The sequence below is a fragment of the Hydrogenophaga luteola genome (genome assembly GCF_042648585.1).
In the GTDB taxonomy this organism is placed as follows: Bacteria; Pseudomonadota; Gammaproteobacteria; order Burkholderiales; family Burkholderiaceae_C; genus Hydrogenophaga; species Hydrogenophaga luteola.
In genome coordinates this window covers 173512-193248 of sequence record NZ_JBHRXX010000010.1, presented here as the reverse complement: position 1 = coordinate 193248, position 19737 = coordinate 173512, and the positions used below count along the sequence as shown (strand labels likewise).

Sequence of the window (19737 nt, the reverse complement as noted above, 5' to 3'; positions counted from 1 at the left end):
CCCATGCTCCAGAACGCCGCCCCGGCCATCGTGCTGCTCATCGTCATGGTGGGCATCGCCTGGTTGCTGCAACGCTACCGCCGCCACCTGCCCGGCGCCGCGAACCGCGCCGGCCCGCACCTGCAGGTGCTGGGCGGTGTCGCGATCGGCCCGCAGCAGCGCGTGGTCACGCTGCAGGTCGGCCAGGGCGAGCAGGCGGTCTGCCTCGTGCTCGGCGTCTCGCCGGGCAGCGTCACCGCGCTGCACCAGATGCCGCTGCCGCCCGAAGCCACCGAGGCACCTGCCGCCCCGGGCCATACCCCCGCCCCCGCCGGCTTCGCCGCGCGGCTGGCCCTGTTCCGCAAGGACGGTGATGCAAACCGCTGAACGTTTCCGCGGCGCCCGCCTGCTCGGCCTGGCGCTCCTGCTGCTGGCCACCGTGCCCGCCTGGGCCCAGCAGACCGGCAACGCCGCGCTGCCCATCGTGGTCGGCCAGGGCGCGGGCGGCACCAGCTACTCGGTGCCGATCCAGACCCTGCTGTTCTTCACCGCGCTCTCGTTCCTGCCCGCGGTGCTGCTGCTGATGACGGGCTTCACCCGCATCGTCATCGTGCTCTCGCTGCTGCGCCAGGCCCTGGGCACGCAGTCCGCGCCGCCCAACCAGGTGATCATCGGCCTCTCGCTGTTCCTCACGCTGTTCGTCATGGGACCGACGCTGGACAAGGTCTACAACGAGGCCTACCAGCCCTACACCAGCAACCAGATCCCGTTCGACCAGGCGCTGGACCGCGCGCAGGGCCCGATGCGCGATTTCATGCTCAAGCAGACCCGCCAGAGCGACTTCGAGCTGTTCGCCCGCCTGGCCAAGCTGCCCGAAGACGTGAAGGCCGAGACCGCGCCCTTCCGCGTCATCGTGCCGGCCTTCGTCACCAGCGAACTCAAGACCGCGTTCCAGATCGGTTTCATGATCTTCATCCCCTTCCTGGTGATCGACATGGTGGTCGCCAGCGTGCTGATGTCGCTGGGGATGATGATGCTTTCGCCGGTGCTGGTCGCCCTGCCCTTCAAGCTGATGCTGTTCGTGCTGGCCGACGGCTGGAACCTGCTGCTGGGCTCCCTCGCAGCCTCGTTCGCCACATAGTCAAGGAAACCCCATGGACCCCCAAGCCGCCCTCACGATGGGCCAGAACGCCCTCTTCATGGTGCTCATGGTAGCCGCGCCCGTGCTGGCCGTGGTGCTGGGCGTGGGCCTGCTGGTGAGCCTGTTCCAGGCCATCACCCAGATCCACGAAGCCACCCTCTCCTTCGTGCCCAAGCTGATCGCCGCCATCGCCGTGTTCGCGATCGCCGGCCCGTGGATGATGACCACCCTGGTCGAGTTCATCCGCAACACCATCCTGGCCATTCCGAACCACGCGATCTGATCGATCACGCGGCGCCATGTTCTCGTTCACTGAAGCGGACATCATGTCGCTGGTGGCGCCGGTGTTCTGGCCCTTCCTGCGCATCCTCGCGGTGTTCTCCAGCGCGCCCATCTTCTCGGCGCGCTCGGTGCCCATGCGCGCCCGCGTTGCGCTGGCCATGCTGGTGGCCATCTGCGCCCAGGCGGCATTGGCCGACCAGCCGGTGATCGGCCTGACCGACCCGCAGGCCATGGGCGTGGTGGTGCAGCAGGTGGTGATCGGCCTGGCGATTGGCCTGGCGGTGCGCATCGTGTTCGCGGCCGTGGAACTGGCAGGCGAAGTCATCGGCCTGCAGATGGGCCTGAACTTCGCCGGCTTCTTCGACCCCAGCACCAACCAGCAGACCAGCGCCGTCGGCCGTTTCTACGGCAACAGCACCATGCTGCTGTTCGTGGTGCTCAACGGCCACCTCATGGTGCTGCAGGCCGTGGTGGCCAGCTTCGAGACCTTCCCGCTGGGCACCGGCGCGTTCGAGGCCATCGAACGCATGCGCCTGCACGAACTGGGTTCGGTCGTGTTCCGCTACGGCCTGTGGATCGCGCTGCCCATGGTCGGCATGCTGCTGTTCGTCAACATCGTGCTGGGCTTCATCTCGCGCGTGGCGCCGCAGATGAACGCCTTCGCCATCGGCTTCCCGCTCACCCTCACCACCGGCCTGCTGGGCATCGCCGTCACCCTGCCCATGCTGGAAGGTCCGGTGGTGGCGCTGATGAAGCTCGCCACCGGCATGTTCACCGGAAATTGAGCCTGCGGCTCACTCCCAGCGCACGTCGCGCAGCTTCCAGTCCGACCCGTCCAGCGCCCACTGCAGCTGCACCGAATAGGGCGAAGCCCGCTCGGGGATCAGGCCCTGCGCCCCGGTGAACAGCACCTGAGCCTCGGTGATGCCGATGCTCGAACCCGGCGGGTCGATGCGGCTGCTGCGCGTGACCGCGATCACCTTCACGTTGGCATAGCGCAGGAACATCAGCGCCATGGTCTTGCGCGCCCACTCGGCGTCGTACTCGTCCTGCGCCCGGAACCGCGTGTCCAGCATCGTCAGCACGGCTTTGCTGTCCCGGGCTTCGAGGTGGTCCTGCAGCTGCTGCACCGCGGCTTCCAGCGCGGTCTGCGGGTCGGGTTTGCTGCAGGCAGTGAACAGGCCGGCGGCGGTGACGAGCAGGATGAGGGAGGCGGTGCGGCGGTGCATGGTGATGTTGCGATCTGGATCGTCCGCCGTCAGGAAGCTACGCCAAGTTGGCTCACGTAACAAACTCACCTATCGCGCGAATCCACGGCAGAGACCGCGAGAAAAGCGCGGCACATCCTGACGAATCCAAATGAGAACACCACAGCGAACGCCGAATAGAAGATCACCGAAACCAACTGAGCCACTGGTCCAAACGTCAACTCAAGGCTGCCGCCCCAAAGTTGCTCGAAAACCCACCAAAGCGGCAACACCAGGACACTCAAAAGAACGCTAAACCGTCCTGGCAATCGCGTCCTCACCGCCACCATTAAAGCGGCACCCACCACACACAGAAACGCCAATGCCGCCAGAGAAACACTGACACCCAAGATCACAGCCAGTAGTTCCACCTCGTCCTGGGTTGGGGGTCTCACCATCTGGTACCCCTGAACATTGCTTCCCATATGCCCCCATCAACTGACAGAAATCTCACAAAACAAACCGGTACGCCTTGCCCAACAAATGGAAGAGAAGGTGCTCCAGCTCACACGGGGCACCAATGCAGCTTCCAACCGGACATCACTTCGACACATGAATCCACACTGCGTTGGCAACCCAATCTGTTTTCGATATGGGGTTCGTTTAGGGCCGACGCACTACGCACCGCCAGCATGCGAACTCCAAAGAACAACAGCCTCGTCAAGCCACATGTCTTCGTGTGGACGCACGATAACGCGGTCGGCATTGCCGAACCCACTTTCGTAGCCCACTCCTATCAGAATCGACGCATGCTCGAACTTCAGCCTCAAAAAGGCGGGCGTTTCGAGCCAACCGAGTACATCTGCAGCAACCAGGCGGGCGCCAAGACAGGACGTCCAGTTGGAAAGGAGGCTTGCATCTTCATAGACAAGCGAGCCTGCGCAGTGAAAGGAAGAAACGGCCACGGCAAGCGAGTTCGTTTCCGACCAGCCTGCTGTTTGGGTCCAGCTGACAAACAGTTTGGTGCCGTCCGAAAAGCACAGCCGAACCTCTGCATCCAGTGACAACGGCCCCAACTCGCTGAGTCGGAACGATTCCGCCTCATATGGAAACAGCCCATAGTGCACAGCGACCAGCGTCTTTCCCGGGCCCGCCCTGAGCGGCTGTACTACTTGCTGCAACAGCAGCGCATTTGCTTGAGGCCACTGACTCATTCATCAATCCACTGCTGTGAACCCCTTTATCCAGCAACCCATCACACCAGACTGTTCCGGATCGCATACACCGTCAGTTCCGCGTTGTTCGACAGGTGCAGTTTCTCCAGCACCCGCGCGCGGTAGACGCTGACGGTCTTGGGGCTGAGCATCAGCTCGTCGGCGATCTCGGAGAGCTTCTTGCCCGAGGCGATCTTCTGCAAGGTCTGCAGTTCGCGCTCGGACAGGCTGGCGTGCAGCTCTTCGGTTTCGGGCGCGTTCAGGTTGTCCACCAGCATCTGCGCCACCTCGGGCGTGACGTACTTGCGGCCCTGGTTCACCGTGCGAATGGCGGCGATCATCTCGGCCGGCTCGCCCGCCTTGTTCAGGTATCCCCGCGCGCCGGCCCGCAGGCAGCGGATGGCGTACTGGTCTTCGGGGTACATCGAGACCACCAGGGTCTTGACCTGCGACCCCTCCTCGCGCAGCGCGGCCAGCACCTCCAGCCCGCCGCGGCCGGGCATGTTGAGGTCGAGCACCAGCACGTCGCACTCGGTCTTGCGCATCTGTTCGCGCAGCTCGGGGTAGCTGCCGGCTTCGCCGACGACCTGGATGTCGACCGCTTCCGAGATGGTGTCGCGGATGCCGCGACGGACGACTGCGTGGTCGTCGCACAAGATGACCTTGATCATTGTTCTTCGTCCCTGTGGTGGTTACCGTCCTCGCCATCGAGCGGCACCGAGAGGATCACCGAGGTGCCCCGCGATGAGCTGCTGATGTCCAGCCAGCCGCCGACCTTGGCGGCGCGTTCCTTGAGCCCGAGCAGGCCGAAGGACTTGGCCTTGCGCAGGGCGTCGGCGCTCAGGCCCTGGCCGTTGTCGCTGACCTCGAGCGTGAGCACGCGTTCGCGGTCGCTCAGGTCGATGTCGACGGCGGTCGCCCGGGCGTGTTTGGCCACATTGGTCAGCGCTTCCTGCGCGGTGCGGTAGGCCACCAGCTGCACGGCGCGCGGCACGTCGATGTGCTCGGACGAACGGCGCACGGTGACACGGGTGCCGTTGCGTTTCTCGAAACCACTGGCCATCCACAGCACCGCGGCCACCAGGCCCTGGTCGAGGATGGGCGGGCGCAGGTTCATCATGATGCGCTGACTGGCACCCAGGGCGTGCTGCAGCATCTCCAGCGCGGTGTCCATGTGCTGGCGCACCTCGGGCTCCAGCGCCGGGCGGCGGGCGATCCAGGCCAGGTCAAGCTTGACGGCGGCCAGCGAGCCGCCGATGTCGTCGTGGATTTCGCGGGCGATGTCGGCGCGTTCCTGCTCGATGCTGGTCTGCAGGTGCTCGGCCAGTTCGGCCAGGCGGCGCTGGGAGTCGGCCAGTTCGGCGTCGGCCCGGGCCTTGGCGCGGCGGGTTTCGGAGACCTCGATGGCGCGCTGGATGACGTGCGCCACCCGGTTCATGCTGTCCTTGAGCAGGTAGTCGCTGACGCCACGGTGCATGGCCTCGACAGCCGCGGCCTCGCCGATGGCACCCGAGAGGATGACGAACGGCAGGTCCATCCCGATCTCCTGCAGCCGTTCCCAGGCGTCCAGCCCGGAAAACCCGGGCAGGTGGTAGTCGGCCAGCACGATGTCGTAGCGGTTCTCGCGCAGCTCGCGCTCGAAGTCGTCGAGTGTGTCGACCAGCTGGATGTCGTGGTTCAGACCGCTTTTCTGCAGCGCGAACTTGACCAGGGCGTGGTCGACGCGGGAATCCTCGAGGTGGAGGATGCGGACAGGACGGGATTCAGTGGTATCGGGCATGCGGCTCGCAGTGTTCGAAATAGCGCTGAATTCGGGCCGTTTTCTGCCGATACAGCCTGTCACAGATCCTGAAAATTGTACTGCCCCAACACACTGGAGCGGTCTCGAAAACGACCCTCAAGCCCGACCACAAGGACCCGCCGATGACGCCCCAGACCTCGCCATCTGTCAACTTGCCAGTGAATCTGGTCGCCGATGTCCAGGACTCCCTGCTCATGGCCATGACCGACCTCAAGCGACTGGAAGGTCTGCTCGACCACGCCACCGGCAACCTGATGGAACGCTTTTCCACCGCCAACCACGCCCTGGCCCACCTGGCCGGCAACGAGAACGACGACCTGCTGAACATCCGCCGCAGCCTGCACCAGGCCGTGACCGAGTTGCAGTTCCACGACATGGCGACCCAGCTGATCGCACACACCGGCAAGGTGTTGCAGGGCTGCGCCTGGAAGCTGGCCGAAGAGGCCATGGAGCCGGAGGAAGACGAACTGCCGGTGAGCCTGGACCCAACCCCCGACCGCCCCAGCCCGGTCACCCAGAACGAGATGGACGCTGGTTCCATCGACCTGTTCTAAAGAGCCCCATCTGTTTGCCGATATCCGAACGAACCACGGAGAACCCACATGCAATCCATTCTTGCCGTCGACGACTCGGCCTCCATGCGAAAGATGGTGTCCTTCACCCTCACAGGGGCAGGCTTTCATGTCGTGGAGGCTGTCGATGGACAGGACGCGCTTGAGAAGGCGCAGTCCCACCACATCGACCTGGTGCTGACCGACCAGAACATGCCCCGTCTGGACGGGCTGGGCCTGACCAAGAAGCTGCGCGAGAACGCCAAGTTCAAGGCCACGCCCATCCTGATCCTGACCACCGAGTCCAGCGACCAGATGAAACAGGCCGGCCGCGCCGCTGGGGCCACCGGCTGGTTGGTCAAACCCTTCGATCCGGGTCGCCTGATCGAGGTCATCCAGAAAGTGATCCGCTGAGGAGCGCCCCATGGCAGAAGCAACCCACGAACACTCCTCCGCCGGTGGCAACATCGACCTGAGCCAGTTCTATCAGATCTTCTTCGAGGAAGCCGGCGAAAACCTGGACCAGATGGAGCAGATGCTGCTCGCGCTGGACCTGGAGACGGCCGACGACGAGGAACTCAACGCCATCTTCCGCTGCGCCCATTCCATCAAGGGCGGCGCCGCCACCTTCGGTTTTGCCGATGTGGCCGAGCTGACGCACCAGATGGAGTCCCTGCTGGACAAGCTGCGCCGCCACGAGCTGCAGCCCACACCGCCCATGGTGGATGTGCTGCTGGAATCGTCCGACGCGCTCAAGCTGCTGCTCGCCCGCCACCAGGGCCAGAGCGTGGAGCCGCCGCCCACGGGCGAGCTGGTGGCGCGCATCAGCGCGCTGGCGCACGGCACCGCCGCCGTGATGGCGCCAATTCCAGCCCCCGTCGCGGCACCTGTGGCCGCCGCGCCAGCCCCGGTGCAGGCAACTGCGCCTGCACCCGCTGTGGCGCTGGCCGAAGGAGAGCGAAAGCTGACCATCCGCATCGGCCCGCTGGACCACCTGGACCAGGCCAACGGCATCGCCGAGCTGTTCCGCGACATCGCCGGTCTCGGGCGCATTGAATCCACGAATGACGACGGCAAGGTCCGATCGTTCGAGGTGCTCACCCGGTCGAGCGACAGCGACCTGCTGGACCTGTTCACCTTCCATGTGAGCAAGGAGCAGATCCAGATTTCCAGCGCCAGCGCAGCACCGGCCCCCGCCCCCGCATCGATCGCAGGGGAAGGCAAGGATTTCGGCTTCTTCGACGACGCACCGGGCACCCCTGCGGCGGTCGCGCCGGCCGCGCCGGTGGCAGAAGCCACCCCGGTGACCCCGGCCCCGGCCGCTCCCGTCCCCGCGGCCAAACCGGCAGCGCGCGCCGAGGCACGCCCGGCCGCTGCCGGCGGCCTGGAATCGAGCACGCTGCGCGTGTCCGTGAGCAAGGTCGACCAGCTGATCAACCTGGTGGGTGAACTGGTCATCACTCAAGCCATGCTGGCTCAGAAGAGCCGCGAACTCGACAGCACCGCCAACCAGCAGCTGCTGGCCGGCCTGGTCGACCTGGACCGCAACACCCGCGACCTACAGGAAGCGGTGATGTCGATCCGCATGATCCCGATGTCGGTGGTGTTCAACCGCTTCCCGCGCATGCTGCGCGACCTGGCCTCCAAGCTGGGCAAGAAGGTCGAGCTGATCACCCACGGTGAGGCCACCGAACTCGACAAGGGCCTGATCGAGAAGATCACCGACCCGCTGACCCACCTGATCCGCAACAGCTGCGACCACGGCATCGAGATGCCGGAGGAGCGCCTGGCCCGAGGCAAGACCGAGCACGGCACGATCACGCTCTCGGCCTCGCACCAGGGTGGCAGCATCCTGATCGAGGTGCGCGACGATGGCAAGGGCCTCTCGCGCGAGAAGCTGCTCAGGAAGGCACGCGAAAAGGGCATGGATGCGCCCGATTCGATGACCGACGCCGAGGTGTGGAACCTGATCATGGCGCCGGGCTTCTCCACCGCCGAGGTGGTGACCGACGTGTCCGGCCGCGGTGTCGGCATGGACGTGGTCAAGAAGAACATCCTCTCGCTGGGTGGCACGGTGGAGATCGACTCCGCCGAGGGCTACGGCATGAGCGTCAAGGTGCGCCTGCCGCTGACCCTGGCCATCATGGACGGCATGAGCGTTCGCGTCAGCGACGAGGTCTACATCCTGCCGCTGTCTTCGGTGATCGAGTCCTTCCAGATCAACCCCAGCGACATCAACACCGTGGCGCAAGGTGCGCAGCTGGTGAAGGTGCGCGAGGAGTACATGCCGGTGATCGAGCTGGAGAAGATCTTCAGCGTGCCGCGCTTCGAGTTCCATGGCGGCAGCCCGATCATGGTCGTGGTCGAGGCCGAGGGATCGCGGGTGGCCCTGATGGTGGACGAGCTGCTGGGGCAGCAGCAGGTGGTGATCAAGAACCTGGAGTCCAACTACCGCAAGGTCCCCAACGTCTCGGGCGCCACCATCCTGGGCGACGGCAAGGTCGCCCTGATCCTGGACACCTCAGGCCTGGTGCGCCGCTCGCGCCACTGAACGGACCGGTCCCAAGGACAACCGATGCTGCAGCAGACACGCACCCCTTCCCGTCCCTCGGCGTCCACGCTGGATCTGCCGGTGTTCGACGACGGTCCGCTGGCCCAGGGGCGCGAGTTCGTCTGGTCCGACGCCGACTTCTCGCGCATCAAGGCGCTGATCTACAAAAAGGCGGGCATCAGCCTGCACGACGGCAAGCACGCCATGGTCTACAGCCGCGTCTCGCGCCGCCTGCGCGAGACCGGCCACACCAGCTTCAAGAGCTACCTGGACGCGCTGGAGCAGCACGACGGTCCGGAGTGGCAGGAGTTCATCAACGCCCTGACCACCAACCTGACCGCCTTCTTCCGCGAGCAGCACCACTTCGGCGTGCTCGAAGAGATGCTGGCGGCCAGGCGTTCGCACAACTGGAAGATCTGGTGCTCGGCCGCTTCCACCGGCGAGGAGCCCTATTCGATCGCGATGACCGCTGCGGAGACGCTGGGCGCCTCTGGCAGCTTCCACATCGTCAACAGCGACATCGACACCAAGGTGCTGGCCACCGCGGCGCGCGGTGTCTACAAGGCCGACGGCGTCAAGGGCCTGAGCCCCGAACGCCTGCAGCGCCACTTCATGCGCGGCAAGGGTGCCAACGCCGGGCTGATGCGCGTCAAGCCCGAACTCCAGAAGCACATGGAGTTCATGACCATCAACCTGATCCACGACCTGCCGTTCCGCGAGCCGTTCGACGTGGTGTTCTGCCGCAACGTGATGATCTATTTCGATACGGCCACACAGCGCCAGGTGCTCGAGCGCATCCACCGCGTGATGAAGCCCGGCGGCATGCTGTTCGTCGGTCACGCCGAAAACTTCAGCGACGCGCGCAGCCTGTTCACGCTGCGGGGAAAGACGGTCTATGAGCGCATTTGACGCCGCCCCCCGGGTCCGCAGCACGCCCACGCCGCCACTGGCCGGCGCTGCGCTGAAAGCCATGGCCGCCCCGGCGGGTCGCGGCAGCCTGGAGATCCTCAAGGCCCGCACGCCCAAGCCGGGCGAGGCCTCGTTCTTCTACCGGGACCACCACTTCAACGTCGACACCGTCAAGGTGCTGCCCGGCGAGTACTACGTGACCACCGACGACATGATGATCATGACGGTGCTGGGCTCGTGCATCGCCGCCTGCATCTGGGACCCGAAGGTGCGCGTGGGCGGCATGAACCACTTCATGCTGCCCGAAGGCGCCGGCGACACCTCCGGCCGCTACGGCTCGTATGCGATGGAACTGCTGATCAACGAGATGATCAAGCTCGGCGCCCGGCGCGAGAGCATGCAGGCCAAGGTGTTCGGCGGTGGCCAGGTGATGCACAGCTTCACCACCATGAACGTGGGGGAGCGCAACACCGCTTTCGTGCTCGACTACCTGCAGACCGAACGCATCGCCGTCATCTCCAAGGACGTGCTGGACATCTATCCGCGCAAGGTCTGCTACTTCCCGGCGACGGGCAAGGCCATGGTCAAGCGCCTGGCCCACTCGCACCCGGAGACGCTGGAAACGCAGGAACGCAAGGGCAATGCCGCAACGGTCGCCAAGACCAACGCCGGCGGCTCGGTGGACCTGTTCTGAGGGAGCACAACAATGGCCAAGATCAAGGTGGTGGTGGTCGACGACTCGGCGCTGGTGCGCAGCCTGCTGACCGAAATCATCAACCGCCAGCACGACATGCAGTGCGTGGGCGCAGCCAGCGACCCGCTGGTGGCGCGCGAGATGATCCGCGAGCTCAACCCCGATGTCATCACGCTGGATGTCGAGATGCCGCGCATGGACGGGCTGGAGTTCCTCTCGCGCCTGATGCGGCTGCGGCCGATGCCAGTGGTGATGGTCTCCACGCTGACCGAACAGGGCGCCGACATCACGCTGCGTGCGCTGGAAATGGGCGCGGTCGACTACGTGGCCAAGCCTCGCATCGGCATCACCAGCGGCCTGAACGAACTGGCCGGCGATATCGTCGACAAGATCCGCATCGCTGCGGCTGCACATGTGCGGCGCCTGGCCCCGACGCCGGCTGCGCCCGGCGCCACCACCCAGGCCACCTCGGCTGCGGCAGCGGCTGAGGCCCCGCGGGCGCCGCTGCCGCGTCTGGCCACTACCGAAAAGATCATCTGCATTGGTGCCTCCACCGGGGGCACCGAGGCCATCCGCGAGGTGCTCACGCCGCTGCCAGCGGATTCGCCCGCGATCGTGATCACCCAGCACATGCCGCCGGGCTTCACCACCAGCTTTGCCGCCCGGCTGGACTCGCTGTGCAAGATCCGCGTCGAAGAGGCTCGCGACGGCCAGCGCATCCTGCCCGGCCACGCCTACATCGCCCCGGGCGGCCACCACCTGCGCATCGACCGCAGCGGCTCGAACTACGTCGCCGTGGTCGAAGACACCGAACCGGTGAACCGCCACCGACCCTCGGTGGAGGTGTTGTTCAAGTCGGCCGCGCGCGTGCTTGGCCCCAATGCGCTGGGCATCATGCTCACCGGCATGGGCGCCGACGGCGCCCTGGCCATGCGCGAGATGAAGGACGCTGGCAGCTACAACTACGTGCAGGACGAGGCCAGCTGCGTGGTCTTTGGCATGCCGCGCATGGCCATCCAGGCCGGCGCGGCGCACGAGGTCCTGCCCCTCAAGCAGATCGCCCCGGCCCTGCTCAACCGCCTGGCCAGCAACCCCGCCCTGGTGCGGCACCGCATCTGAGCCCCCATTCACCCCACACACGCTGATCCGCGAAACCGCCATGAACAACCGCCGCCTCTTCACAGCCAGCGCCCTGCTCTGCGCGCTGAACCTCTCCAGCGCCGCGCTGGCCCTGGACACGCCCAAAGAGCGCCCCATCCTAGTCATCAGCGGCAAGATCGCCGATAAGAACGCTGGCGACGTGGCGCGCTTCGACATGAAGATGATCGAGGCCCTGCCCCAGCACACGTTCACCACCAGCACGCCCTGGTTCGACAAGCCGGTGAAGTTCACCGGCCCGCTGCTGGCCGACGTGCTGGCCGCCGTCAAGGCCAGCGGTACCAGCATCAGCGCCGTGGCGATCAACGACTACAAGATCACCATCCCTGCGGCCGACGCCGCGAAGTTCAAGGTGATCGTCGCCCGCCTAATCGACGACAAGCCGATCCCGGTGCGCGAGAAGGGCCCGCTGTTCGTGGTCTATCCGTTCGACAGCAGCGCCGAGCTGCGCACCTCGACCTACTACGAGCGCTCCATCTGGCAGCTCAAGGCACTGGACATCCAATGACCATCAAATTGCCGAATCTGGCCCGCTGGCAAGGTCGGCAATGGGCCATGGCCATCTCGCTGATGCTGGCCATCACTCTCACGCCACTGGGCTGGATCCAGTGGCGCCAGTACCGCATGCTCGACGATGTGTCGACCAACCAGGTCGACTCCATCATGTGGCAGGCCTACCAGCTCGAACGCGAGCTGGGGCGGCTCGAACACGCGATCATGGACGCCCTCCAGGCGCCCGGCACGGTCGACGGCTACGAGCTGCTGGAGCGCTACGAGGTCTACCTCAGCCGCATCGACCTGCTGACCAAGATACCGCGCCGCGACCTGCTTGAAGCGTCCTTCGAATACACCTCGACCATGGCCAAGGTCAAGGACTTCAACCAGATTGCCGACCCGCTGTTCGCCGATCCGCAGGCGCTGGCGGCCAGCCCCGGGAAGCTGGCCCGGCTGGACCGTGCCATCGAGGACCTCAAACCGCTGATGGGTGAGCTCACGCGCGAGGCCAACCGCGCCGTGGCCCGATTCGTCGACGAGCGCAACACCCAGCTGCGCCAGCAGGGCCTGCTGGTGATCGGCCTGGCCGCTGCGCAGATCGCAGTGATGCTGCTCTTCGTCGGCCTGCTGGTGCAGCACATCCGCAAGCAGCAGCGTCAGTACGCCACGCTGCAGAAGCTGAGCCAGGAGCTGGAGGTAGCCCGTGACCAGGCCGAGGCTGCCAACCATGGCAAGAGCGTCTTCCTGGCGAACATGAGCCACGAGATCCGCACCCCGTTCCAGGGCCTGCTGGGCATGCTCAACCTGCTGGACAACGCCTCGCTGAGCAGCCAGCAGCGCGACTACCTGGGCACCGCGCGCGACTCCGCGATGCACCTGCTGGGCGTACTCAATGACATCCTGGACGTCTCGACCATGGAGTCGGGCACGCTCAAGCTGACGGTGGCGCCGATCCACCTGCCCAGCGTGGTGCACGAGGTCGACGGCCTGATGCAGGTCGCCGCGCGCGACAAGGGCCTGGAGCTGAACATCTACGCCGCGGCCGACCTGCCCGGCTGGGTCGAGGCCGACGCCACGCGCCTGCGTCAGATCATGTTCAACCTGATCAACAACGCCATCAAGTTCACCAGCGAAGGCAGCGTGATCGCCGAGCTGACCCGGGCGCCCGCGGGCAAGACCGGTGTGCTATTCACCGTGCGCGACACCGGCATGGGCATGGACGAAGAAACGGTCAGCCGCCTGTTCACCCGCTTCTACCAGGCCGACAACTCACTGCGCCGCCGCATCGGCGGTACCGGACTGGGTCTGGAGATCTCGCGCAACCTGGCCCGCATGATGGGCGGCGACATCGAGGTCAGCAGCCAGCCGGGTGTGGGCTCGGTGTTCACCGTGCACCTGGACCTGCCGGAGACCAAGGCCCCGGTCGAGGAAGAGCCGGTCTCGGTCATCGGCAGCATCCAGCGCAAGCTCAAGGTGCTGGTGGCCGAGGATCACCCGATCAACCTGAAGTACATGAGCATCCTGCTCGAGAAGATGGGCCACGAGGCCACCTTCTGCGAAAACGGGCAGGAGGCGCTGCAACTGCTGGCGTGCGAACCCTTCGACGTGGTGCTGCTGGACTACCACATGCCGGTGCTCGACGGCCTGGCGACCACCGAGGCGATCCGCCGGATCGACGGCCCTGTGTCGGAGATCAAGGTGATCCTGGTGACCGCCGACGTCGTCAACGACACGCGCAAGCGGGCGCTGGAAGTCGGCGTGAGCGAGTTCACCAGCAAGCCGCTGCAGGCCGAGGACCTCAAGCGGGCGCTGCGCCGCTGCGGCCTGCTGGACGATCCCGGCATGACCGTGGAAGAGCTGGACCCGTCCACCCTGCGCGCCTCCAGCCCCTTCCCGCTGTCGTCCTACGAGATGCCGGTGCGCCTGCCCAACCTGAGCCATGTGGCGGTGGGTCTGGTCGACCCCGAGTCCTACCGCGAGATCCTGGACATGATGCCGGAGGAGTCGCTGGACGAGCTGCTCAAGACCCTGTTCGAGCCGCCCGAAGGCACGGTGCATGTGCTGAGCCAGGCCCTGCTCGACGGTGATCGCCAGTCCATTGGCTACAACGCCCACAAGCTCAAGGGCACGGCCATGTTGATGGGCTTCCGCGCTCTGGTGAGGACATCTGCCCAGATCGAGCACATCGCCACCCAGACCGAAGACCCGGTGCCTTCCGAACTGGGCCAGCAGCTGCTGCGCGAAGCCGACCTCACCCGCCAGGCCCTGCGCGACTTCGAGGCGGTGCAGGCGGCCTGAAGCTTCGCCACCGGTTCGGCCCAAAAAAACAGCAGGTCAACGACCTGCTGTTTTTTTTGGGAAGATTGAACGGGGCAGCGCCCTGGCCTCCCGGTGTTCAGACCCGACGGTTGAGGAGGCTGCCGGTTTCCAGTGGTGGCCAGGTGCTGGCGCCCTGTTCGGTGTAGGCCACCGGCTCCTGTTCCCGCCGCAGCGCGGCCGGAACGGCCTCGATGCCCGGCAGGTTCCCTTGGGCGTCGTTGGCGACGGGCCGCTGGTTCGCGGCCCCCACGTCCCGCACCCCGGTCGTCGCCGAGGCGTCGACAGCGGGGGCCTCCTGCTCTCGCTTAAGCACCACATCGACCACGGCGGCGCTGGCCTTCCATACCGTGGTCAGCACTTCCTGCAGCTGGAGCTTCTGCTCCGCCTGCTCACGGGCCTTCTGCTCTTCTTCCTGGCGCTGCTCGGCGCGCAGCTTGGCATCGGCCAGGTAGTCGGCGGGTGAACTTCGTTCGGCGTCCTTGCGACCGCTTGGCAGAATGGGCGCCGGCTGCACGTTGGGCGCACCAGCACCAGCGTCCTGGCCGGTGCGGACCGTGGACGGAACGCCGCCGCGCGCACCCTGACCGCCGCGGCCCGAATCGGCCTGGGGATCTCGTGCAGACGGCTGTGCAGCCCCGACCGACGAAACGGCAGGCACCGGCGCCACGGACACTGGCGCCGCGGTCGGCCAGCTCACGGGCTGGCTGGTACTGATGTTCAACATGGAAAACCCCTCTTCAACGGGTCAGCGGCCATGACAATTCCGCTGGTCCTCCGGGTTTTCGACCACCTAAACCGGAACTTGAGGGGTTTTCACCCCCCAGTTTCAGCTGGCGGCGAGTTCTTTTTCGTGCATCCAGGCGGCGTGCTTGGGCGCACGCTTGGTCTTGCTCCACTCGTCCAGCATGTCCCACTTCACATCGTCGAGTTTTTTCATCATCTCGGGCGTGGCGGTGTTGGCCGCCAGCTCCAGACGGTGGCCGTTGGGGTCGAAGAAGTAGATCGACTTGAAGATGGTGTGGTCGGTCACGCCCACGACGGGGATGCCGGCCGCCTCCAGCCGGGCCTTGGTGGATTCCAGCTCGGCCACGGTGTCGACCTCCAGCGCGATGTGCTGCACCCAGTCGGGTGTGTTCGGATCCTTGCCCATCTCGGGTGAGTTGGGCAATTCGAAGAAGGCCAGGATGTTGCCGCCGCCCGCGTCCATGAACAGGTGCATGTAGGGGTCGGGCGCGTGGGTCGAGGGCACCTGGTCTTCGGCGATGGCGAGCACGAAGTTCATGCCCAGGTGCTTCTGGTACCACTCGACCGTGGTCTTGGCGTCCTTGCAGCGATAGGCGACATGGTGGATCTTGCGGATGTTCATGGAGGTCTCCTTCAGGAATGAGATTCAGACGCCTTCGCGCGCGATGGCCAGGGCCTGCTTCAGGGCAGAAATGTCGCCGACCTGGTTGGCCAGCAGCAGGATCAGCTTGGCGTTCAGCATCTGGCTCTGTTCGTCGCTGAGGTCGCGGTGGGTCTCGATCAGTGCCTCGTAGAAATCGTCACCAGGCGTGAAGTCGCGGAAATAGCGCTGGCCGGGCTCGGCGAGATTGGGTTGCAGTTGCAGGCTCATCAAGGTCTCCTCGGGTTCAGGCGGCGACGGCTTCGGGCTGTTGGGATGCCGCGGTCAATCCCTGCCCGGTGGCGCGGGCCAGCGCGACCCGGACGGCGGCCAGATCGGCGCGGCGCCAGCGGGCGGCCACGTGCTGGTCGGGACGCACCAGGTAGGTCGTGCCCGGGCGGGCGTCGTAGCGCTGGGCGAACAGGCCGTCGCGGTCCTGCAGCACGGTGAATCCGGCGGCGCTGCCGCCGTGTGGCGTGACCAGCACGGTCTCGACCGGCACCGCTCCGGCGGCCAGCGCTGCGGCCTGGGCGCGCAACGACAGCTCCAGCTGGCCCGGGTCGTCGACGAAAGCGAGCAACACGAAGCGGTTGCCCAACTGGTCGAGCAGCCAGGTGTCCCGGCCGGCCACGCGCACTGGCGCGTCGTCCATGGGCGCACCCGGCACCATGTTGCCGTCGAAGGCGTCGACATCGGGTGTGTTCAGCGCCGAATGCACCAGAAATGCCGGCATCGACAGGCGACCGGAGTTCACCAGCTTGCGCGCAAAGGGCTGGCTGCGTGCCAGTTCAAGCGCCGCGTTGCGGAACAGCTTGCTGACCGCACTCTTGGGCGTGATGAAGTCGGTGGAACGGGTGGAGTTGCGGATGTTCTCGTCGGCCGCGTAGATGCGGTCGGCGTCGTAGGTGTCGAGCAGCGCCTCCGGCGCCTGTCCCTTGATCACCAGCGCCAGCTTCCACAAGAGGTCGTCGGTGTCCTGGAAGCCGGAGTTGGCGCCGCGCGCGCCAAAGGGCGAGACCTGGTGCGCCGCGTCGCCGGCGAACAGCAGGCGGCCGTGGCGGAAGTTCTTCATGCGCCGGCACTGGAAGGTGTAGATGCTGGCCCACTCCAGTTCGAACTCGCGCTCGTCGCCCAGCATGGCCTTCACGCGCGGGATGATCTTTTCGGGCTTCTTCTCTTCCTCGGGGTCGGCGTCCCAGCCGAGCTGGAAGTCGATGCGCCAGACGTTGTCGCTCTGCTTGTGCAGCAGCACGCTCTGGTTGGGGTGGAACGGCGGGTCGAACCAGAACCAGCGCTCGGCCGGAAAGTCGGCCTTCATCACCACGTCGGCAATCAGGAAGCGGTCCTTGAAGACATGGCCCTCGATGTCCAGCCCCAGCTGGCGCCGCACGTTGGAGCGCGCGCCGTCGGCCACGATCAGCCAGTCGGCGTCGATCTCGAAGTTCCCGTCCGGGGTTTCGACACTCACGCGGGCCCCTGCGCTGCCGTTGTCGCCCAGGGGCGTGACACCCGCCACCCTGTACTTCCAGCGCAGGTCGGCACCCAGTTCGGTGGCGCGTTTGACCAGCGCCTCTTCCAGGTGGTACTGCTGCAGGTTGATCATGCCCGGGCGCTTGTGGCCGGCGTCGGGCACAAGGTTGAAGCGGTAGACCTCTTCCTCACGCAGGAAAGTGCGGCCCACATTCCAGCTCACCCCCTTGTCGACGATGGGGTCGCCGACGCCGAGGCGGTCGAGGATTTCGAGCGCGCGCTTGGCGTAGCAGACGGCGCGCGAGCCGAAGGAGACGCTGTCTTCTTCGTCGAACAGCAGCACGTCCAGGCCCTGCAGTCGGGCGTCGATGGCAGCGGCCAGGCCGACCGGGCCGGCGCCGATGACGATGAGGGGTTTGCGCTGGGGCGCGCCGGCCATCAGGTCGGCGGGGGCGCGGTACGGGAAGGTGGGGTAGCTGTAGGTTCCCATCGAGGTCTGTCTCCTGCGTGGTCTGCACCGGCGTGTTTTGGTCTGCCGGCCGGGTGGTTTGGTCCGGGGCGTACTGTAGCTCAGAATTTCTTATTGGTAAATACGTTTCTCTAAACGTAATTTCAGTTCAACCCGGGAAAGCGACTTTCGCGGCGTTTTTCGGCTGCTCCTTCGCTGGCCCGAAAGCGGTTGGGTGCCCTGCGCCGCTCATGTCCCCCGACGGCCTGCGGCCGTCTCCTCCTTTACTTCGCTCTGCAGGGCACCCAACCGCTTTCGGGCGAAACATTGCAGGCGCACCCACGGAGGTTTGCCCACAGTCGTGCGGGCGCCAACGGCGCGGGGTGATCACGCAGCGAAGTAAAGGGGGAGGACCGGCGCAGCCGGTCCGGGGGACATGAGCGGAGTGGTCACCCCGCGCCGTTGGCGCAAAGAGGGGGAGTCCCCAACAACGCAACGTACGAAGACAGGCCGCCGGAGAAAGAAAACTACGCGTCTTCTTCGGAAGGCGCGACTGGCTCCCGCACCACCGTCACCGGCACCGGCGAGTGGTCCACCAGGTGCTGGGTCACCGAACCCAGCAGGGCCGCCCGCAAGCCCCCGCCGGTGCCCGCCGTCATGATCACCGCGTGGCAGCCGTACCGCTCGATGATGTCGATCAAGGTGTTCGCCGGATCACCGCTGGCCACTTCCTTCTCGACCTTCTGACCGGCCGCCTCCAGCAGCGCCACCGCTGGCCGCATCAGGTCCAGCCCCGCACCCTCGCTCACCTTCTCCAGCACCTCTGGATCGTGCGCCACCACCATCTCGTACAGTGTCGCGCTCTCCTGCACGTTCGCCACCACAAAACGCGCCCGCAACCCCGCGTGCACCAGCCGCACCGCGTGGTGCACCGCCAGCAGCGCGTGAGAGGAACCGTCGACCGGAATCAGGATGTTCAGCATGGCGATCACCTCCAGCGAATGGCCCCGCCCCTTGCAGGACCGTCGGGCCATGATGCCATGCGAGTGCCGCGATGACCATGCCGGCCTGCGCCGATGCCACCAGGTCACACCGTGTGCGGAAAGTCTCGCCCTGGGGCCGGCACTGCAGGCCCCCTGTCAGTCCTGACAGCCGTCCGCGACAGCAACCGGGGCAAGATTGCTGCAGCAACCGCTCCTGTCCCGTCAGACCGCCTTCCGCCACACCATGTGCCCCCAAACCCGCGAGCTGTTCACCGAGTCCGCCTACGGCGCCCTGCCCCAGCCGGATCCGTGGCTGGTCGCCGCCAAGGCAGCCCAGCCCGTCATCGAACCGCCAAGCTTTGTCGAAACCCTGGGCTTTCCCAAGGGCACGCCTGCGCTGCCCCTCGCCCAGGTGCTCGAAGATATCCGCGCCACGGCGCCCGGCACCCGCGTCAACCGCCTGCTGGCGCCCGGCACGCTCAGCCGCCTGTTCAGCCAGGAGGCCGCCGAAGCGTCCTACGCACTCGCCATCCTGTCCATCGTCGAATCTCCCGACTTTGAGTCGATCCTGGCGCGGCTGCGCGCGTGCTGAGTTTCTGCACCTTGCCGCAGGTGCGCGCTTAAGATCCGGGCTCACCACAGCCGCCGAGCACCACGTGAACACGGACACTTCGACCGACCTGACGCTGCAGGCCGAACCCGGCCACCTGATCCGCCGCGCGCACCAGCTCGCGGTCTCCACCTTTCACGACACCCATGGCCGGCAGGTCACGCCGGTGCAGTACGCCGTGCTGCGCGCGCTCAAGGCCGAACCCGGAATCGACCAGGTGACACTGGCCGACCGGGTGGCGCTGGACACCTCCACCACCGCCGACATCGCCACCCGCCTCGACGCCAAAGGCTGGATCGTGCGCGAGCTGCTGCCGCGGCGCCAGCGAGCCCTGCGCCTGACCGCCGACGGCGAAGCGGTGCTGGCCGACATGTTGCCGCGCGTGCACCCGATGTACTCGCGCCTGCTGGAGCCGCTGGAGCCCCGCGAGCGGGACGAGTTCCTGCGCCTGCTGCGCAAGTTCGTGCACCTCAACGAACAATCGACCGCCCCTTCGGATCAGGGTTAACCCGGACTTCCGGGGTCTTTTTTTCTTTGCACGCCGTTCTTACAATGCGCTTC

24 protein-coding genes are annotated in these 19737 nt (G+C 66.0%); 14 read left to right on the top strand and 10 right to left on the bottom strand.

Translation table 11 applies throughout. From position 1 onward, the window contains the following. The first annotated feature begins 3 nt into the window (after positions 1–3). Genes ACFOPI_RS22775 through fliR form a run of 4 tightly spaced genes read left to right on the top strand, consistent with a single transcriptional unit; the run spans position 4 to position 2187 of the window. The gene (locus ACFOPI_RS22775) at positions 4–366 is read left to right on the top strand and encodes a FliO/MopB family protein (RefSeq protein ID WP_382179286.1); all 363 of its coding nucleotides are present in this window, start codon (positions 4–6) and stop codon (positions 364–366) included. Then, positions 353–1120 (top strand): flagellar type III secretion system pore protein FliP, encoded by a 768-nt coding sequence (gene fliP / locus ACFOPI_RS22770; protein WP_382179283.1) that lies wholly within the window; start codon positions 353–355, stop codon positions 1118–1120. The genes ACFOPI_RS22775 and fliP overlap by 14 nt, the downstream gene beginning before the upstream one ends. A 13-nt stretch (positions 1121–1133) precedes the next feature. Further along, positions 1134–1403 (top strand): flagellar biosynthesis protein FliQ, encoded by a 270-nt coding sequence (fliQ, locus tag ACFOPI_RS22765; protein WP_066154898.1) that lies wholly within the window; start codon positions 1134–1136, stop codon positions 1401–1403. 16 nt (positions 1404–1419) lie between these two features. After that, positions 1420–2187 carry a flagellar biosynthetic protein FliR gene (fliR, locus tag ACFOPI_RS22760; RefSeq protein ID WP_382179280.1) on the top strand — a complete coding sequence of 256 codons (768 nt, stop codon included), beginning with the start codon at positions 1420–1422 and terminating at the stop codon, positions 2185–2187. Positions 2188–2196: 9 nt separating this feature from the next. On the opposite strand, the gene ACFOPI_RS22755 is transcribed toward fliR, so the two are convergent. The 5 genes from ACFOPI_RS22755 to ACFOPI_RS22735 all read right to left on the bottom strand — a co-directional run bounded on the left by ACFOPI_RS22755 (position 2197) and on the right by ACFOPI_RS22735 (position 5583). After that, positions 2197–2631, bottom strand: a complete 435-nt coding sequence (locus ACFOPI_RS22755) for a hypothetical protein (protein ID WP_382179278.1) — start codon at positions 2629–2631, stop codon at positions 2197–2199. A gap of 65 nt (positions 2632–2696) precedes the next feature. After that, on the bottom strand, positions 2697–3020 hold the full coding sequence (locus ACFOPI_RS22750) for a hypothetical protein (protein ID WP_382179275.1): 324 nt from the start codon (positions 3018–3020) through the stop codon (positions 2697–2699). 246 nt (positions 3021–3266) lie between these two features. Then, complete coding sequence (locus ACFOPI_RS22745) at positions 3267–3803, bottom strand: hypothetical protein (RefSeq protein WP_382179272.1); 537 nt, start codon at positions 3801–3803, stop codon at positions 3267–3269. 41 nt (positions 3804–3844) lie between these two features. After that, positions 3845–4474 carry a response regulator gene (locus ACFOPI_RS22740; protein WP_382179269.1) on the bottom strand — a complete coding sequence of 210 codons (630 nt, stop codon included), beginning with the start codon at positions 4472–4474 and terminating at the stop codon, positions 3845–3847. After that, positions 4471–5583 (bottom strand): hybrid sensor histidine kinase/response regulator, encoded by a 1113-nt coding sequence (locus ACFOPI_RS22735; RefSeq protein WP_382179267.1) that lies wholly within the window; start codon positions 5581–5583, stop codon positions 4471–4473. The genes ACFOPI_RS22740 and ACFOPI_RS22735 overlap by 4 nt, the downstream gene beginning before the upstream one ends. A 143-nt stretch (positions 5584–5726) precedes the next feature. On the opposite strand from ACFOPI_RS22735, the gene ACFOPI_RS22730 reads away from it, so the two are divergent. The 8 genes from ACFOPI_RS22730 to ACFOPI_RS22695 are packed head-to-tail and all read left to right on the top strand — an operon-like array spanning position 5727 to position 14260. Then, complete coding sequence (locus ACFOPI_RS22730; RefSeq protein ID WP_066261280.1) at positions 5727–6158, top strand: hypothetical protein; 432 nt, start codon at positions 5727–5729, stop codon at positions 6156–6158. Between the two features lie 48 nt (positions 6159–6206). Then, positions 6207–6569, top strand: a complete 363-nt coding sequence (locus ACFOPI_RS22725) for a response regulator (RefSeq protein ID WP_066261228.1) — start codon at positions 6207–6209, stop codon at positions 6567–6569. A 10-nt stretch (positions 6570–6579) separates the two neighbouring features. Then, a complete protein-coding gene (locus tag ACFOPI_RS22720) occupies positions 6580–8706 on the top strand; it encodes a chemotaxis protein CheA (protein WP_382179264.1) in 2127 nt (708 codons plus the stop codon). Between the two features lie 24 nt (positions 8707–8730). Further along, on the top strand, positions 8731–9615 hold the full coding sequence (locus ACFOPI_RS22715) for a CheR family methyltransferase (RefSeq protein ID WP_382179261.1): 885 nt from the start codon (positions 8731–8733) through the stop codon (positions 9613–9615). Beyond that, positions 9602–10309, top strand: a complete 708-nt coding sequence (cheD, locus tag ACFOPI_RS22710) for a chemoreceptor glutamine deamidase CheD (RefSeq protein ID WP_382179259.1) — start codon at positions 9602–9604, stop codon at positions 10307–10309. Before ACFOPI_RS22715 ends, cheD begins: the two co-directional genes overlap by 14 nt. A gap of 12 nt (positions 10310–10321) precedes the next feature. Then, the gene (locus ACFOPI_RS22705) at positions 10322–11428 is read left to right on the top strand and encodes a protein-glutamate methylesterase/protein-glutamine glutaminase (protein WP_382179256.1); all 1107 of its coding nucleotides are present in this window, start codon (positions 10322–10324) and stop codon (positions 11426–11428) included. A 40-nt stretch (positions 11429–11468) separates the two neighbouring features. Next, on the top strand, positions 11469–11975 hold the full coding sequence (locus tag ACFOPI_RS22700; RefSeq protein WP_382179253.1) for a hypothetical protein: 507 nt from the start codon (positions 11469–11471) through the stop codon (positions 11973–11975). Further along, complete coding sequence (locus tag ACFOPI_RS22695; RefSeq protein ID WP_382179251.1) at positions 11972–14260, top strand: ATP-binding protein; 2289 nt, start codon at positions 11972–11974, stop codon at positions 14258–14260. Before ACFOPI_RS22700 ends, ACFOPI_RS22695 begins: the two co-directional genes overlap by 4 nt. Before the next feature lie 97 nt (positions 14261–14357). On the opposite strand, the gene ACFOPI_RS22690 is transcribed toward ACFOPI_RS22695, so the two are convergent. The 5 genes from ACFOPI_RS22690 to ACFOPI_RS22670 all read right to left on the bottom strand — a co-directional run bounded on the left by ACFOPI_RS22690 (position 14358) and on the right by ACFOPI_RS22670 (position 18617). Then, positions 14358–15005 carry a hypothetical protein gene (locus ACFOPI_RS22690; protein ID WP_382179248.1) on the bottom strand — a complete coding sequence of 216 codons (648 nt, stop codon included), beginning with the start codon at positions 15003–15005 and terminating at the stop codon, positions 14358–14360. A 102-nt stretch (positions 15006–15107) separates the two neighbouring features. Continuing rightward, the gene (locus tag ACFOPI_RS22685; RefSeq protein ID WP_382179246.1) at positions 15108–15647 is read right to left on the bottom strand and encodes a VOC family protein; all 540 of its coding nucleotides are present in this window, start codon (positions 15645–15647) and stop codon (positions 15108–15110) included. Between the two features lie 24 nt (positions 15648–15671). Beyond that, the gene (locus ACFOPI_RS22680; protein WP_066154945.1) at positions 15672–15896 is read right to left on the bottom strand and encodes a DUF2783 domain-containing protein; all 225 of its coding nucleotides are present in this window, start codon (positions 15894–15896) and stop codon (positions 15672–15674) included. Between the two features lie 16 nt (positions 15897–15912). Continuing rightward, positions 15913–17625, bottom strand: a complete 1713-nt coding sequence (locus ACFOPI_RS22675; RefSeq protein WP_382179243.1) for an FAD-dependent oxidoreductase — start codon at positions 17623–17625, stop codon at positions 15913–15915. 485 nt (positions 17626–18110) lie between these two features. Then, a complete protein-coding gene (locus tag ACFOPI_RS22670; protein ID WP_382179240.1) occupies positions 18111–18617 on the bottom strand; it encodes a universal stress protein in 507 nt (168 codons plus the stop codon). Positions 18618–18810: 193 nt separating this feature from the next. Between ACFOPI_RS22670 and ACFOPI_RS22665 the strand changes: the two genes are divergently transcribed. Both ACFOPI_RS22665 and ACFOPI_RS22660 read left to right on the top strand, forming a co-directional pair. After that, complete coding sequence (locus ACFOPI_RS22665) at positions 18811–19158, top strand: hypothetical protein (protein ID WP_382179237.1); 348 nt, start codon at positions 18811–18813, stop codon at positions 19156–19158. 64 nt (positions 19159–19222) lie between these two features. Further along, positions 19223–19684, top strand: a complete 462-nt coding sequence (locus ACFOPI_RS22660) for a MarR family winged helix-turn-helix transcriptional regulator (RefSeq protein WP_382179234.1) — start codon at positions 19223–19225, stop codon at positions 19682–19684. Positions 19685–19737: the final 53 nt, after the last annotated feature.